Here is a 15,501-nt window from a genome sequence, read left to right on the forward strand (position 1 = left end):
TGTGGACACGGAATTCCGCTCTGTTGGTGGTAACAGGCCGGAGACAGTGTGCCTGGTCGTTCGTGAGCTTCGAACTGGTGAGACTCGCAGATACTGGCAAGACGAGCTTCGCAAGATGTCCCGCGCTCCGTTCGAGACCGGCAGTGACTCTCTCCTAGTGGCCTTCTCCGCTCAAGCAGAGATCGGCTGCTTTCGGGCATTGTCTTGGCCGGTGCCCGCGAACATCGCCGACCAGTACGCAGAATTCCGCGTTCAGACAAATGGCTCGCGGCAGAACGCCGGCCTGCTCAATGCTCTGGCCTTCCATAACCTGCCGCACATGGATGCAAGCCTGAAGGATTTCATGCGCGAAAAGATCTTGAGTGGTTACTGGACCCACGAAGAGATCCCGCAAATCCTTGACTATTGCGAGATGGATGTGGATGCCAGCGCTGCGCTGCTATCAGCTACGGCGAACTCTATTGACTGGCCTCGTGCCCTTATCAGGGGGGCGTATTGCTCAGCCGTCGCAGGGATGGAATACTTTGGCATTCCCATCGACGTCGACCGTCTGTACCAACTCCGGAGTCAGTGGCCGCAAGTCAGGATGAGTCTGATCGCTGAAGTGGACGCAAATTATGGCGTCTACGACGGGGACGTTTTCAAGCGGGACAGATTCAGTCGATGGCTGCACCACAAGGGCATCCCGTGGCCTCGTCTTGATTCAGGATTGCTCGACTTGTCAGACGAAGCGTTCAAGCTGCAAGAGCAAGCTTGGCCCGTGATCGCCCCGTTGCGAGAGCTCCGCAATACCGTCCGAGAGGCCGATCTCAGGGGCCTGCACGTCGGTCACGATGGGAGGGCTCGTACATCTTTGCGTCCATTCAGCTCGGTGACAGGGCGCAACCAGCCTTCCACGACCAGATTTCCTTTCGGAACCGCCAAATGGATGCGGGGCTTTATCGCACCTTCACGTGACAGGGATCTCGCCTACATCGATTTCTCCAGCCAGGAGATCGCTATCGCTGGAGGGCTGTCCGGTGACGAACGATTGATCGCCGCCTATCTGGATGGCGACCCCTACATGGCCTTCGCCAGACTAGCCAAGCTCGCTCCTGCTGACGCCACGAAGTATTCGCATCCCCACATCCGAAGCATCTGCAAGGTGGTGGTCTTGGGATTGAACTACGGGATGGGTGCCGAATCAATTGCGCTGCAGGCAGGTATTACAGTGGCGCACGCGAGGGAGTTGGTCGCATCGCACAAACGTATCTACAGCGTGTTTTGGAAATGGAGCGATGCAATGGTCGAAACGTCGCTCGTTGTCCGGCGGATGAAGACTGTGTTTGGATGGGAGCGAAAGCTCTTTGGTGGGGAGAGACTCACATCCATCAAAAACTTCCCGATGCAGGCAACTGGTGCCGAAATGATGCGCATTGCTGCAATCGCTGCCATTCAGGCTGGCATCGAGGTCTGCGCTCCAGTGCACGATGCGTTCTTGATCGCGGCCGCACCAGAGCGTCTTGCATCTGAAGTTGAGACGATGAGGAACATCATGACGCAGGCAGGAATGCTCGTCTGCGGTGTTCCCGTTCGCACCGAGGCGAAGCTCATCCGGTATCCAAACCGGTACATGGAGGCGCGTGGCATAGAGATGTGGAATCGGGTCATGCGGCTCGCGAGCATTCCGGAAGCGCGTTTCGATGGACCAGCAACGGTCTAACTAGCTGCGCCCCGGACTGTCGCGACAGCGCGAAAGCTGTGGCGCTCCAGCGCGACACCGTCTCATTTAATAGTGAATCTCCTGTCATGCCTGAAGCCCAGATTTACGAGATCGAAATAACGACCGGTGCAAGCCGTAACAAGGCAGTCCCTGCCAAGCATAGGTTCTTGAAAGGGCCTATCCCGATGAGCGAGCTCTGGGCTGCTGCAAGGCAGCCAGGCCAGGCGCTGGCCGTCTATTTAGCTGTACGCCATCAGTGTGACCTGACGCGGAAAGACACAGTGACGCTCCCCAAAGCCCTCCTGGAGCGATTTGGGGTCGATAAGGACTCAAAGTCGCGCGCCATCAGGGCATTGAGTGTGGCTGGCCTTATCAAGATTGAACAGAAGCGCGGGCGATCTGCTCGGATCACGCTCCTCTCTGGTTCGCCGAGCCATTTGGAGGGCGAACGTCATGACGCATGAGGAAGAATTCGAGCGTGAGCTGCTCAGGCGGACCCGTATGGCCGCCCAGCTCACCGGTCATTCATTCTCCGGCCTGCTCAAACTCATCGAGAAGCTTGGCGGCATAGCCGTTGCACGCCAGTTAGTAGCTGCTACGAACAGCAACATCGGGAGGTTTCAAGTCGGCATGCGGGTCCTCGCTCGTGCGGGCTTGCTTCACCTCTCAGTGGAGCAAGCTGTAATTGACTTCGGCGAGGCCGGTAAGATCTTCAGCCCAGATGAAGTCCGCGAAGCAAGGCAACGCCTGGAGATGGCTCGGATGGTGCTGAAGAGGAGCAAGAAGTGATTTGTTCCTCCATAGAAACTCTGCCGCTGATCACCAGCATCAACCAGTAATAAAGCCCCCCTCACTCCCGGCCAGATGTCCCTTAGGGCCGATGCCTCGGTGTCTGGGGCATCGCTGTGATCAAAGTCGTCGTACTTGGAATGGTCTGTGTAGGTGGCGTTGGGGCTATTGCTGCCGCCGCCTCCAGGTCTGCCTCTATGCCAGCGCCTCCAGTCACCTATCCTGCGGTAACCGATAACGAGGCCGATCGGCTGTCGCTAGTCAGCGCCCAAGGCATCCAGTCGACGGTGGGCAAAGTGGATCTTACCTTCACACCTCCTCCTCCCGAACCACCCGCTCCAGGCCTGCCTCAGCCGAGGGAGTCGGTGAACGCCAAAGCTCCAGAGTTTATTCCTAGCCACTGGCACGATCCGCATGACACCCGAGCCAGTGCTATCAAGTCCAAGACAGACAGATCCAGAAGCACTTCCCGCAATAATCCGGCCAGTATAAAGGTGGCCGAGATTCGAGACTGCCGGACGGATGCCCCAGTTCGTTGATGCGCAAACTCTCTTTGCAGCCGGCGTGTAGTCGTTGACAACTATCGCTGGTGCCCAAGACCGATGCCGAGCGCCAATGCCTTTTGCCTCAAAGAACCCTCACTACGCTTCATCAGCTTCGATAGTTTGGTTACCGGCGTACGAGACTTCGAATGAGCTTTGAGCAATTTAATGTCGGCTGTTGAGTAAGCTTTTCGTACCTTCTTCACGCTTTTCGACTTCTTAGCCAATTGTCGCCTCCATCAATAATCTGAAGGCGCTTCATTAGCAGCAACCGGCAATCGTTCAATCCCAAAGACTCGCTTCGCTCGATTACATTCAATTGACTTGGCTTACCGATCAGGCTGCTCTCTGCGACGGTGCCTTCGAACTCTGCATCACTTACATTAGAGTACAGTTAGCTATTAAAGCGCCTCCAAACGAGACGCTTCTACGCACTGTTACAAGATGATCGGTTACCTGAGAGGGGCCTTTCGCCCAGCAATCACAGTTGGCAGTTCGCCCAATCTATGGAGTCAAGCAGCGACCGCTTCTGCCGCAGCTTGAGAAGGTAGTCAGTCCATCCGAAATTGGGCCGGTCCTGAACGTCTACTTGGTGATAGCCGAAATCAGTTTTCGGCCATTGGTCTCGAATGATCGCTCGGAAGCGCTCAATGGGGCAGTGGTAGGGCCGCTCAAAGATGCAGTGATAGTGCAAACGATGGTCAGCGCTCATTTCCAGCACGCAGACCATCCGTAACCTTCTGCCATGCCTTTTCGCAGCACGGTTAAGAACCCTTGTTTCAAGCCGTGTGCGAAAGAGCCGAAGATTGTCAGAAGCAACGATGTCGTCTGCCACTCGCGCTCCCGCACGCTTCTTCATAGTAAGGGTCACAGCCACTGGGTTGTCGAATGGCACTGCTTTGATAAGGGTCGCCAGAACGTCGCGCTCTTCCCGCTGTGTCGCGGGTATCAGTATCTGATTGGCGGCCATCCACGAGCCTTCCTGAGACGGCAAAGCACACGCAATAGATAGTGGCGTGACTTTTCACTTACGATCATGACGGCGCTCTTTGGGCCAAGCAGCTTGATCTTGCGCTCTCCGTAATGCGTGAGACCCAGCAGAAATATGCGGTACTCTCCCTTGGAAGACAGGCTGTACAAAGCGCGACGCAAGTCCATCAATTCAGCGAAGTCCGCCGGATCGTTCTCTCGAAGCCATGCGATCAGGTCGGTGCTAATGGCGTTTTGTAGCTTCCGCTTGTATCTCGCCAAGGCTTTAGCGCCCAACGAAGGAGCTGGGGGAAAACGCAACAGGAACTCAGCACGCGATACAGCACGTGTGTCAATATTTAAAGTCGTGTTGGCGTTGTTCGCATTTTGATCGTTCACGGCAGCTCCCCGCGCTGACGGAGATCCGCCTCGTAGCTCTTGCGTTGCTCTTCAGTATAGACGCGAGCTGGGCCTGCCGCCCCGTAAGTGCCTCCTCGGAGACCGCGCTCGTGCTGGAGGTTGTTGCCTCCAAAGCGATTCGTCGCCATCCCGCGAAGGTATGAGGGATAGTCGCCGACCAGACGCTCTTCGATGCTTGTGAGATGTGGGAATTTGAAAGCCGGATCTGTCCAGCGAGTCGGCTTGCGGGCCATAATATCTCCGTTCGTGTGAATGGGATGCAGCGATGACTGCATATGGAGATATTTAGAGGGGCTGCGCGGTAAGCTTCCGCCCTTTGGGAATTATCTGTTAGTGATGCAGCTTGCTCCAGCCATCCGGCCACTATAATTTTGTTTTTACCGAAATCGTTACTTGCGCCGTCGGGCAAAACAGTGGTTTATGGGGTGCTGGTAGTCGCCACAGGGAGCCAGCACCGTGACGGACGAAACCTCTTCAGAGCTATCGAAGATCGCTAAGCTCAATGGTGACTTTAGGCGGAATTACGGAACGCTGCTCGGTGCGTTTCTGTATCTGCGTTCGATTAGTGCCGCGCGCGGACGGTCTTGGTTCTGGTCCGGTGTGATCTCTCTTGTTTGTTCCGCGGTCCTTGCTTGGCTGTCTCGGTACGGGTGGGGCTCGCTAGCCTCGCCGTGATCGCAGCGTTCAGCTCGCCACCTGTTTGCGGGTGAGCATGAAGCTCCTTCAGGTTGACGCAGAGTCCTCCTTTTCGCCAGTCGCAACGATTTGCAGCGCCCCATCTGCTAGCGGCCTCTGTAGCGCTTTGGCTTCATCCCACGGTGCGCGGAGCCACACGTCGAATTCGTCGGGCTTTGTCAGAATGACTGGGATGGCTTTGGGATGGACTCGCCCAACCTCCTCGTTAGGTTGGCAGGTGAGAAATCCGAATACATCAGTAGTGATTTCGCCTTCCTTGGCCTTTCGGACACTCGTCCAGTTCGTCCAAAGGCCGGCGAATGCTATCAGGGGGCGGTCTTCGCTGAGCGCGAACCACACGGGCACCTTCTTTCCGTTGATAGTGTCGTACTCGCTGAAAGATGTGAACGGTACCAGGCATCGGTGTTCGGGTACTAACCAGCGCTTCCAATGCGAACTACTGACGTTCCGAATATTGGTCGTCCCGCTGTCGGGCTCCATTTTCAGGAGTTCTTTGAAGTCTACTGACTTGCCCTTCGATTGGAGTTTTTCGGCTCGCTTCTTCGTGGCATCCATCAATGCCTTCTGCGACGACGGCATCCCCCACCGTGCCATCGAGATTTCTCGGCCGTTTGATGCATTGCGGACGATGGGCGCGGGATAGTCCGGAAAGATCCCTGGCATGCTCGGCAAGTTACCGACGTTGCTATTAAGCGCTCCGAACAAGCGCCGAATCGCATCGACGTTTTTCGTCATCGAGTAAAGATTGCACATGCTCAGGTATCCTGATCGATCTGACGAGGCCGCTGCACAAGCTGCATCAATGTCGCTGTTGGCCTACGACCAGCCTTGGCACACTTACTACAACGAAGACGGCCGGCAAGGTCATGGACATGGGTTGTCGGAGGATGATGCAATAACGCCAAGTCGACGTCTCGCTTGGTCTTGCAGCGAGAGCATTCAATTTCGAGCCATGCGTACCCACCATTCACCGCCTGGTCGATCGATGGCGAAGGATCGATCGGGCCACCGTCAGCCCACATGCGCTCGTTCCAGCTTTGGCAAAGAAGCTTGTCGGCGGTCTGGATTAGGGCCTCGCCTTTGGCCCGGGCTTCCGACGATTGTGCGGCAAGGATAGTCGTCATTGCCCTCGCTTTCCCCAACTCCTTCGATAGAGCCCTCCGGTCGCCTCCTGAGAGTGGGGTCGGGTGGTGTTTGGGAGCCATGGGCCGCCCCTCTGGCTCAATCAGGCCACGTCAAACGACGGCCAACAGCCATCCTCCTCATGGCGTCCTGTCCTTTGCGTACAGGTGTTGTCGAGGAGGCGCTGACAAACGTTTCTCCAAGTGGCGTCCGCGCCATATAGCCGAACGGCGTCAGCCTTCTGAATCTCGACCGTCCTTGCACAGCGCCGGCAACTCACCCTCAAAATATGTCGAGCGATCTGGCTTAGTCGCTTTCCTTCCCCTGAGACGACGGGCTTCGCGTGAGCTCGAGGATCATCGAGGAGTGCTTGCCAGTATTCAGGAGGGAGGTCCTGATTCGGTGCCAATCCCGGCTCTGCTTCCGCTGATCTGCTTGCTGCAGCTGCTATTTTTTCCATTTGCTTGGGGGTAGGCATACGCCAGCTCGCCGGTCGATCGGACATCGCCAGAATAGAACATAAAGAGAACATCAGAGTCGAGTCCCGAGCTACTTCCGAGACAATCCCTTGAAGGAACTCGCACGAAGCAATCCTTCCGAGGTGATGTCTCGGTACTCGATGTCTGCGTAAAATTTCGGCTCGACCCAGGTGGCCTTCGGCTTTCTAACGGGCCTGGTGAGCTTCTGCTTCGGGCTCACTACCGTATCCAGGGCGTCCCTGATCTTGCGGGATTTCGTCCGGCTCCAGCCGGTGCCGACCTTGCCCATATAGACCAGCTCTTTCCCTTCCTCCTTGCCGAGGTAGAGAGCGGCGACGCCGGTGGGGTCCTTGATGAACCCGACAACGGGGAATTTTCCCTTCTGGACGACTTTGACCTTCTGCCAGGCTTCCACACGTTCCGAACGATATGGGGCGTCAACTCTCTTGGAGACGATACCTTCGTAATTCAGCTTCCTTGCAGCTTCGAACAGTGCCTGCCCGTCGCCCTCATGGTGCTCGCTGTAGAAGATCGGCTCCTCGAGCTGATTGCTTTCGATCAGATCCTTCAGCAGCTCCTTACGGGCAAGCTGCGAAAGTTTCCGCAAGTCCTGTCCGTCGAGCCACAGGAGGTCAAAGGCAAAGAACAGCAAGCGGTCCTGGTCGCCTCTGGCGAGGTCGGCCTGGAGTTCGGAGAAATTGGTGCGGTCCTCGTGGATGACCACCACCTCACCATCGACGATGGCTTGCCCCTGGATGTCAAAGGCCCCCGCAATGACGGAGAACTTGCGAGTCCAGTTAAGGCCATTACGGGTGAAGACCTTTCGGTCGTCACCATTGATGTGGAGCTGGATACGATAGCCGTCGTATTTGACTTCGTGAATCCATTGAGCCCCCGAAGGTGCTTTCATCTTCAGGGTCGCAAGCTGGGGGCTGATAAAGCCCGGCACAGCGGCACGCGGCCTTTTTGCCGGTACCGTCCTGGTACGCTTCGCCACTTACGCAACTCACAAAAAGCCCGCCGTCAGGTTGGGGCCAACGGCGGGCAGTTTACCTACCTTATTCACGACTCTCCAACCGCAAGGCTGATGGGACGTTCCGAGCGCTGTTCTCATATACAACCGGCATCGCGATTCGAGGTTGTATTTTCAACGTCAACGAGAACGCCCGCCGAACGGCTCGGGAACACCAAGCCGGGAGCGTTCCCTACAGCGAACACCCTTTCCGCCAAAACGGGACTTCTCGTTCGGCAGAACGACGCGATCAAGGCCGTCCATTCCTCCTGAAGTTGGATGTGTGGCTCAAACAAGCCAAGACGTCCGAGCCAGCTCTCCATCTGGACAGATCGTCGTGCCAAGTGACTAGAAGCGCTCTTGTTTCCCGGCCTATAATATCTATCTGGCTCGCATGAACTTAACTGACATTCAGGACTTCGCCATTCAGGCTCGCATAGCTGCGATCGTCGGAGCGACTGAGTTTGATCGCGTATTCGCTGGCGTTCGTTTTGCCGAGGTTGAAGGTCCTTTGCTGTACGTCTACGCCAAGGACGAACCCGCCGCCGCTACGATTGAGGACGACTTCTCTCTGCTCATCGCAGACATAGCCAGCCGCATCCTCAAGCAGGAAATCGAGATCGTGCTCGTGCTGCCAAAGGTCTTGCAGTAGCTCAATTCATTTCGACGATTTCGGCCGCGAGTTCAGCGACCGCCCGTCTTCCAGCTTCACTCAAACCGCCGAGTGCAGCGGCATCAATTTACACGCTCGCTCCAATGCCACATCCATGTTGGAGATGGTTCGCTCACTGAATTTTTCTGAAAGCAACATGACGTACTCCACGAACAAAACTGTTCACGGAGGCGACCACTTTCCCTGCGCAAAGGGTCAGTAGCACTCCCCAACCAATTCAAATACCCATGCCATTCCAAAATATAGTCGTCACTGGGCGGCTTGGGATTCACAAGAGTTTAATGCCCGGGTCACGAAGTTGAAAATGTCGGCTCTTACCTCATAACCGGCGTGAGCGGCTAGGTAGTAATTGGCCGCTAAGGGCCAAAATGCGAAGAACTCAGGTTGAGCAAAACTAGTCCGCTCTGCCGCGATGAGCGGACCTCCATGAGACCCAGCGCAACTTCGCAGATGGGCCAGAAGCCGACATTGGCCAAGCCGGGTCAGCGCCAAACCAGAAGGACCGCTAGTGCGATGAGCGCACCGACCTCGCTCCTATCAAGGCTGTGACGAACACTCACGCGCAAGCTGCTCGATTGCTGTAACTCAACTGAAATGGTAAAAAGCTAGAAACCGTCGCGGTCCTGCCTAGCGCGCTGCATGCGTACTCGGCGTAACTTTTGCTCGCAAAAGGAGGACTCATGGGTACAGTCCACGGGCAGGTCATCTGCAAGGAAAGTGCTCTTGGCGTCAAAGGTCTCGTCGTCGAAGCCATCGACATTCCGGCCGCGGAACTTTCCACCACCCATACGACGTTTCCCAGAGCCAAGCGCCTCGCCTCGGGTTTTACCGGTGTGGACGGCAGCTTTGTGCTGACTTTCGGCAAGGCGGCTGATGAGCAAGAGCCAGTCAACCTGCTTGTCGCCGTCTCAGGGCCAGAAGAAGCGGATCAGGTTTCAACTCCGTTGTTTATCTCGCCGCGCGTGCGCTCGCATGCGGCCGCGCACGAAGGCTATTTCATCCAGATTCCGGAAGAGAAGTTGAAGAAGGCGGGGATAGCTCCGCCCGGAATCAAGGAAGAGGATGCCAAGCCCGTCGACGTAGCGCGGCGCCGCATTGTCGGAGCGGTGGAAGACGAGCTGAAGATTGCCGAAGCTGCGATTGAGGCTTCCGCGCTTAAGATCGACCGAGCCGCGACAGTTGCGAAGAAGTTCCAAGAGGATTTCCTGCCAAAGATCCAGGCGCGGTTGAGCCGGGTCACCAAGGAACGCGCGGACTCCGACACCTTCGTCAAGGACGGCGATCCGGTCGAGGACGCCTTGACCATGCTGATCGGCAACGATCTCACCTCCACGATCAACGATGGAGGGAAGAAAGCGCCGGTCAAGGTGAGGTTTGCCCTCACCCAAGCACAACACGATGAAGTCGCCGCGGCGCTCGAGAGGGGCCGGATTTCGCGACGGCGCCTCGATGAGCTCCTCGGTGATGGCTTCTTTGCCAACGAGCTGGAATATGTGGCTGAAAGTCCGCTCGCAGTTTTGACGCGGGATTTCTCGGACAAGGAGCGAGCCGCCGCCGAGGCTCTGGGTGTCAAGATACAGCCGCCGGAACCTGACCCGAGACCCGCGCAACCGACGGTGCGCGGAACGACCGACCTTCTCGGCCCCAACGCCGCGGCTCTTGAAGAAGGTGACATCGACAAGTTTCTGGGGCGCCTCACCGCCAATATGACCTCACCTGAGGAGGAAATCCTCGCTGGTATTGAGCCAAAGGCAACACAAGACAACCTTTCGAGCCGTATGCAGAGTCTCAAATTCACGCCGAGCCCTGCAGAAGTCTGCTCCTTCTATGATTTCAGCCATTTGCAGATCGCATTTCGTCATGTCTGGCAGGAAGCGATCGACGAAGGGATCCTGAGCCTTGCCGAGACGGCCTACGACCAGATCGTCAAGGCTGGCGGAACGCCTGATTCAGGAGCCCATCGCGATCCAGTGAAGGCATTGACCAAGGCGGGCGAGCTTGTATTTCGAGCCGCTTCGACAGGAAGCGACATGGCGGTGATGGCGAAGGCCGCGCCCGCGAACCTTCCGCCTCCGCCCACGGGCGCGAGAAAGCCTTTCCCGCCCGTCTGGGCCGGTCCCATCGACAATGTGTTTGAAGTCATCAAAGACCCGACTGGTAATCCCTCGGACGAGCTTCCTGACATCATCAACGAGTTGAACCAGCGATTGCGGGAGCCCTATTCGTTTACGACCTTCGCAGCTAACCGCCAACAGCGCAGCGTCAATTTCGGGTGCCTGGTCACCTACAGGCAATGCTGGTGCCCGGTCGTCTACCAGGCTGGCAGGATCGCCAAAACGCTGACGCTTGCGCCCAAAGAGGTGCAAAAATACACCAAAACGATCCGCCGTAAGACGCGCCGCGCGGAAAAGGAAGTGAAGAACCACCTCTCGATCCGCAAGGAGGAGATGTCGCAGACCGCGCGTCTCGAGCAGGAGATCATCTCGAAAGCACAGACGAAAACTCATTTCGAAATGAGCGCCGAGCAGTCGACACCAGGCGGCACCGGCCCGACATCGAAAATGTCGTTCGGCCGCGAGGCGAGCCAGAACAGTGACCAGGCAAAAAAGGCGTTCCGCGAATCCGTCATCAAGGCCGCGCAGGAATTCAAGGACGAGTTCACGCTTGAGGTGACGACGGAAGAATCAGACGAATATGAATCTATAGAGACCGGCGAGCTGCATAACTCCAACGAGGGAGCCGCGCTTTGCTTTGTCTTTCTCGAGCTGCAGCGCCGCTACCGTGTCAGTGAACGGCTGCACCGGCTAACTCCGATCGTCTTCGTTGCTCGCGAAATGCCGGCGCCCCACGAGATCAACGAATCCTGGATCATCGCCCACGACTGGATCTTGCGTCGCGTGCTCCTCGATGACAGCTTCGTACCCGCGCTCGACTATTTGTGCACCAGGATTGTTGGCGACCAAGTCGCTATCCAGGAGATCAGGACCAATATCACCCAACAGCGGCAGATCCTCGTAGAGCTGAAGCAGCAATTGACAATCGTCCGTGAGCGCACGGCCACCTATCGTTCCATGCTCGAAAAATCGATGCTCGTCACTGCTCAGCGGCGCGCAGAAAGCGGCGGCGGAGGTGGCATACTCGGAAGCATTCGCAGCATCCCCGGTGTCGGCGCTGCTATTGAACTCGGCGAAGACGCGATGGAGGCCGTCGGTGATTTCCTCAATCCCGATACGCCGAATGTCGGCGACAATCGCCTCGACACTCTCAAGGAGACCATCCAGCGTTCGATCGAAGAAGAGCGCGACATGTTGATGCGGGTCGAGCGTGAGGTCACGGCCTTGAACGCGCTTACTGAATCTTATGCCAAACTGCTCGCCGATAATAAAAACCAACGGGCCCAGGTTCTCCGCTTGAGAATTCACCTCAAGCAGAACATCACTTACTATATGCAACAGATCTGGAGCCACCAGCCGCCCGACCAGACCTTCCTCGAGCTTCACGAAACACCCGTCCCCAAATTCAAGGATGAGAGCGAGTATGATTTCGGAGCCTTCGATCCGGTTGAGGACGCGCTCAATCCATATGCTCACCGCAACGCGGGTACTGACGAACCGACCGAGATCTACGAAGCGACCATCATCTCCAACTTCACCCTCGATGGCACCGATCCTCTGGCAAAAGTTGCTCACCTTGACGATGTTAAGGGCTATTTCGGCAATTACATGATGTTGGCGCTGCGGGAGTCGAACCCGCTCACTGAATTCATGATGGAGCCCTACGTTCTGCGTGGGTTTGAGGAACTGACCGATCCGGATGACGTCGGCAATTGGACGCTCGACGAGTTTGCCGAATATGTCGTTCGATTGAAAGCCGGCCTAACGACAGCCCAGTTCAACAAAATCAAGGAACGGCTTGCCCGTCAGTACGAGAGGCTCTTGAAATCGCCCATCCGCAACGGCGAAGAGATTGTAGTGCCCACTGGCTCCTTGTTCATCGAAGCCTTGCCTGCGGGCACCTCGCTGCACGAGGAGCTGAAGCGGCTGCAGCGCGCTATGGACGTGAAACTCGCGCAGGAGAACGTGCGCGCAGCGGCGCTCAAGAACTTGTTGCTCGCCGACCGTATCCTCAACAACGAGCGCGACGATCCAGACATCGATAAGAAGGTTGTGATCACCGGTTTAGCGGCTGGGCCGACTGTTCCGGTCGACGATCCGAATTAGGGATCCGCGGTGGCCCGGCCGGTCGACGAGGCATTCCGCGCGCATCTGCGGAAAGCGCTTGATACGGCGATGCGCACGTCCAAGCAGAGCTCACCATACCACACGGCCTTGCGGAACTTCATCAACGGCAATGTCCAGGAGGACGCGCTGGATGCCATGCTCGGCGTCTATTACGACGAGTGTGAGAAACTGGAGGAGCAAGGCGGCAAAGACGCCGTTTACATTTCGGGAAGCACATTCGAGCAGTTAGTGCACTTAAGAATCGAGGCATCGCTGTTCTACGACCCGTGGCTTCAAGAAGCACTGAAGTTAGTAAAGAAGCCAATGCCGCCCGTCGATCCAACCGACCGATTCCGCAAACGCTTCGACCGGCTCGAAAAGACCGATCCGGTGGGTGCGTCGAGAATCCGCGGCACGCTTGACCTGAGGATGAAACTCAAGCGCGAGAACCTTACCTTCTTCGAGATTCTGATCGACATCTATGCGCAGAAGCATGGGCTGCCGCCCGATGACGATCAGCAGTTGTTTGTGCTCGATCCGGCGCCTGACCCGGCCCTCGAGAAAGAGTATGACGGCAAGGTCGCCAGGTTGTTCTATGCTGTGCTGACTCAGAAAGATCCGGAAGCTGCCGAAAAGGCTCTTTACGACTTTGCGGATTGGGCGAGTCAGGTCAATGACATGGCGCGCGCCTTTCAGATTCTGAAATGGTGCCGCGACAGGGTCTTGAGGCTGCGGGCCAAGCCTCATCAGCTTCATGTCTGGCTGTTCAACGAGATCTATCTGACCAGCATCCAGCGCGCCGTCATCACCGCGACGAAAAGCGGCTATCACAAGGTCCAGACCGGCTTTCTTCGTGTGGAGGAAATTGACGTCCTGATCGAACCATTAGTTACCTCCTACTACTTCAGCGATTACGCCGATCGACTCTACCCATTCACAGATGGCGGCGGACGGGCGGCAGGTCTGAATTTCAACGGTCTGTCTGCCTTTCACATCTATCTGTTGATGTTTGCGGAGAGCCGCGACATCCGGCTCCAGTCTGCCAAGGATCGCGACGAAGTCGCCGAGCGGATCATGGCCGACCCTTCGCTAGTAGCGCGCGCCTTATGGATCAGCGGAGATCTTGCCGTTGCGGCGCGTTCGGTGAAGGCCGGCGCTAAGATGGGAAACGTCGGAAAGCTGGTTCTTGTTGAAGCCTCGAACGCGATGAACGTCAGTATCGAGCATTTTCCCCACCAACTGTTTTATGTCCACCCCAGCGTCGCCGGCAAGTGGCTCGACCAGCATTTGATCGACAAGCTCCTGGAAGGCACTGAGCACCTTCTCGTCCTCATTCCCGCCCTTTTTGATCTTCTCCAATATACGCACGTATTCATCACCGGCGGCATCAGCGGTCTGATCGAAGAACTGATCGAAGATCAAGTCGCTGAACTCGCAGGAAATCTGGTTTATGAGTACACCGGAAACGAGAAGCTGCAGATGGCGGTCGGCGCCCTCGCCAACCCCTCCGCGATCCTCGTTCCATCCCGCGCAATCGTGCGAACTGCCGCCAAAGGTGGCGCTAAGAGTGTGCGCAAGGTCCAGGCCCTCTGGAAATCGCGCGGGAGCATTGTTCGAGAAGCTAAGGTCGTAAAACGAAGGAAACCCGCGCCGGCCAAAGCTGGTCACTTGCCCAAGGTACCGAAGGCGAACAAACCAAAGCGCTTCACTCCCGAACAAGAGAAGCAGATCCTCGCGCATGAGGCTGAACTCAAGAAGCTCAATAAGAAGAAGGTTCGGCTCGGCAACAAAGAGGGCAAGAGCTTTGAAAATCTCAGCGGGATGGAGGCAGTCAAGAAGTTGTTCCGGGACACGATCGCACAAATCCCGAGGCTTGCGCAGCACTGGCCCGAGCATCTCAAAAAGCGATATGTCGACGAAATCAAGGCCGCGATCGAGACCGGCCTACAAAACAATCTCAAGCTTTGGAATCAGGTCAGAAAGAAACTCGACCAGAATATTCTCGATCAGGACGTGCTCAATTTGCTTCCGCAAGCCTTGCGCCAAAAGATTCGCGAAATCGTCGTCGATCGATGGGATTCGATCCGGAATGCTTTCTGGAGGAGCGTTCAGGCCGACAAGGATCTAGTCGATGAGCTTGAGGAGATCGGCATCAAGTTCGAAGGTAAATCAGCTGGATCGGCTCCCGACATGAAGCTTGCCGACATAAAAATGAAGTGCAGTCTCGACCACGTGAAGCGGAAGGTCGAAAACCCGCTGGAGGCGTTTAGCGCCGACAATCTGAGGATCCTCACGGGTCGCGACAACAGCGTGCTCAAAGAGGGTATCGTCCGCAATATCCGCAAGACCACCGAGCTGGATCTGGACACGTATTCCGCGAATAAGTCGTGGGGGCGCGACAAGGTACCCAAGGAATACAAGGAGGGGCTTGCCGAAACTCTCGATGCTGCGCCCGAGGAAGGTGGTATTTGGCGCAGCTTTGAAGATCCCGACCTACCGCCGAAACCAAAGCCTTAGGGCGACGCCGACGAGGCTTTATAGTACGCCGGATCGCGTTCCTTGACACCCTCGAGCTCTCTTCATCGAAACTTGCAGCCGATACCCCAAAAGCGCTCAATACGCGAACGAACGCTTTCCAAGCCTTGGTGCTACTCTCCCCCGGAAGCTGACCTTACGACCTGACGTGTTCAGGTCCGCTAAGGGTCTTGGCTGTGTGAAAACGCCGCGACGGTTGAATGAGATAGGACAAGTTGTTCGTCAAAGGCCGATCTAGCGCTGATCCTCGCAAGCAATCTCAAGCGAAATGGCAAAGTGAAGAACGTGGTTCTAGCCGGCTTTTGACTGTTCGCGTCTTTACACAGCCAGGGCAAAAGCTGC

13 protein-coding genes are annotated in these 15,501 nt (G+C 56.5%); 6 read left to right on the plus strand and 7 right to left on the minus strand.

What is annotated here, in order from left to right; all coding sequences use genetic code 11:
- Positions 1-115 precede the first annotated feature (115 nt).
- From ACVWYQ_RS23115 to ACVWYQ_RS23125, 3 genes are all read left to right on the plus strand, one after another.
- Positions 116-1,702: a DNA polymerase gene (locus ACVWYQ_RS23115; RefSeq protein WP_456726402.1), complete on the plus strand. Its 1,587-nt coding sequence runs from the start codon at positions 116-118 to the stop codon at positions 1,700-1,702.
- An 86-nt stretch (positions 1,703-1,788) separates the two neighbouring features.
- Positions 1,789-2,166 carry a hypothetical protein gene (locus tag ACVWYQ_RS23120; protein WP_456726403.1) on the plus strand — a complete coding sequence of 126 codons (378 nt, stop codon included), beginning with the start codon at positions 1,789-1,791 and terminating at the stop codon, positions 2,164-2,166.
- On the plus strand, positions 2,156-2,491 hold the full coding sequence (locus ACVWYQ_RS23125; RefSeq protein ID WP_456726404.1) for a hypothetical protein: 336 nt from the start codon (positions 2,156-2,158) through the stop codon (positions 2,489-2,491). Before ACVWYQ_RS23120 ends, ACVWYQ_RS23125 begins: the two co-directional genes overlap by 11 nt.
- A 580-nt stretch (positions 2,492-3,071) precedes the next feature.
- Here ACVWYQ_RS23125 and ACVWYQ_RS23130 read toward each other — a convergent pair.
- From ACVWYQ_RS23130 to ligD, 7 genes are all read right to left on the minus strand, one after another.
- Positions 3,072-3,260, minus strand: a complete 189-nt coding sequence (locus tag ACVWYQ_RS23130; protein WP_456726405.1) for a hypothetical protein — start codon at positions 3,258-3,260, stop codon at positions 3,072-3,074.
- A gap of 254 nt (positions 3,261-3,514) precedes the next feature.
- Positions 3,515-4,003, minus strand: a complete 489-nt coding sequence (locus ACVWYQ_RS23135) for a rolling circle replication-associated protein (RefSeq protein WP_456726406.1) — start codon at positions 4,001-4,003, stop codon at positions 3,515-3,517.
- Entirely contained in the window at positions 3,982-4,401 is a 420-nt protein-coding gene (locus ACVWYQ_RS23140; RefSeq protein WP_456726407.1) for a hypothetical protein, read from the minus strand. The genes ACVWYQ_RS23135 and ACVWYQ_RS23140 overlap by 22 nt, the downstream gene beginning before the upstream one ends.
- Before the next feature lie 744 nt (positions 4,402-5,145).
- The gene (locus tag ACVWYQ_RS23145) at positions 5,146-5,871 is read right to left on the minus strand and encodes an SOS response-associated peptidase (RefSeq protein WP_456726408.1); all 726 of its coding nucleotides are present in this window, start codon (positions 5,869-5,871) and stop codon (positions 5,146-5,148) included.
- A 2-nt stretch (positions 5,872-5,873) separates the two neighbouring features.
- Positions 5,874-6,323 (minus strand): hypothetical protein, encoded by a 450-nt coding sequence (locus tag ACVWYQ_RS23150; RefSeq protein WP_456726409.1) that lies wholly within the window; start codon positions 6,321-6,323, stop codon positions 5,874-5,876.
- 20 nt (positions 6,324-6,343) lie between these two features.
- Positions 6,344-6,745, minus strand: coding sequence for a hypothetical protein (locus ACVWYQ_RS23155; RefSeq protein ID WP_456727203.1), 402 nt, complete (start codon positions 6,743-6,745; stop codon positions 6,344-6,346).
- A 44-nt stretch (positions 6,746-6,789) separates the two neighbouring features.
- The gene (gene ligD / locus ACVWYQ_RS23160) at positions 6,790-7,716 is read right to left on the minus strand and encodes a non-homologous end-joining DNA ligase (protein ID WP_456726410.1); all 927 of its coding nucleotides are present in this window, start codon (positions 7,714-7,716) and stop codon (positions 6,790-6,792) included.
- 409 nt (positions 7,717-8,125) lie between these two features.
- Here ligD and ACVWYQ_RS23165 point away from each other — a divergent pair, with 409 nt between their 5' ends.
- The 3 genes from ACVWYQ_RS23165 to ACVWYQ_RS23175 all read left to right on the plus strand — a co-directional run bounded on the left by ACVWYQ_RS23165 (position 8,126) and on the right by ACVWYQ_RS23175 (position 15,141).
- Complete coding sequence (locus ACVWYQ_RS23165; RefSeq protein WP_456726411.1) at positions 8,126-8,383, plus strand: hypothetical protein; 258 nt, start codon at positions 8,126-8,128, stop codon at positions 8,381-8,383.
- A 701-nt stretch (positions 8,384-9,084) separates the two neighbouring features.
- Positions 9,085-12,624, plus strand: a complete 3,540-nt coding sequence (locus ACVWYQ_RS23170; protein WP_456726412.1) for a hypothetical protein — start codon at positions 9,085-9,087, stop codon at positions 12,622-12,624.
- A 9-nt stretch (positions 12,625-12,633) separates the two neighbouring features.
- Complete coding sequence (locus ACVWYQ_RS23175) at positions 12,634-15,141, plus strand: hypothetical protein (protein WP_456726413.1); 2,508 nt, start codon at positions 12,634-12,636, stop codon at positions 15,139-15,141.
- The last annotated feature ends 360 nt before the right edge of the window (positions 15,142-15,501 follow it).

This window comes from Bradyrhizobium sp. USDA 3397, from assembly GCF_054060965.1.

Coding starts and splice junctions, on each gene's coding strand:
- ACVWYQ_RS23115 (WP_456726402.1), top strand. CDS start 116: ATGTCCCGCGCTCCGTTCGAGACCGGCAGTGACTCTCTCCTAGTGGCC.
- ACVWYQ_RS23120 (WP_456726403.1), top strand. CDS start 1,789: ATGCCTGAAGCCCAGATTTACGAGATCGAAATAACGACCGGTGCAAGC.
- ACVWYQ_RS23125 (WP_456726404.1), top strand. CDS start 2,156: ATGACGCATGAGGAAGAATTCGAGCGTGAGCTGCTCAGGCGGACCCGT.
- ACVWYQ_RS23135 (WP_456726406.1), bottom strand. CDS start 4,003: ATGGCCGCCAATCAGATACTGATACCCGCGACACAGCGGGAAGAGCGC.
- ACVWYQ_RS23145 (WP_456726408.1), bottom strand. CDS start 5,871: ATGTGCAATCTTTACTCGATGACGAAAAACGTCGATGCGATTCGGCGC.
- ACVWYQ_RS23150 (WP_456726409.1), bottom strand. CDS start 6,323: ATGGCTCCCAAACACCACCCGACCCCACTCTCAGGAGGCGACCGGAGG.
- ACVWYQ_RS23155 (WP_456727203.1), bottom strand. CDS start 6,745: ATGTCCGATCGACCGGCGAGCTGGCGTATGCCTACCCCCAAGCAAATG.
- ACVWYQ_RS23165 (WP_456726411.1), top strand. CDS start 8,126: ATGAACTTAACTGACATTCAGGACTTCGCCATTCAGGCTCGCATAGCT.
- ACVWYQ_RS23170 (WP_456726412.1), top strand. CDS start 9,085: ATGGGTACAGTCCACGGGCAGGTCATCTGCAAGGAAAGTGCTCTTGGC.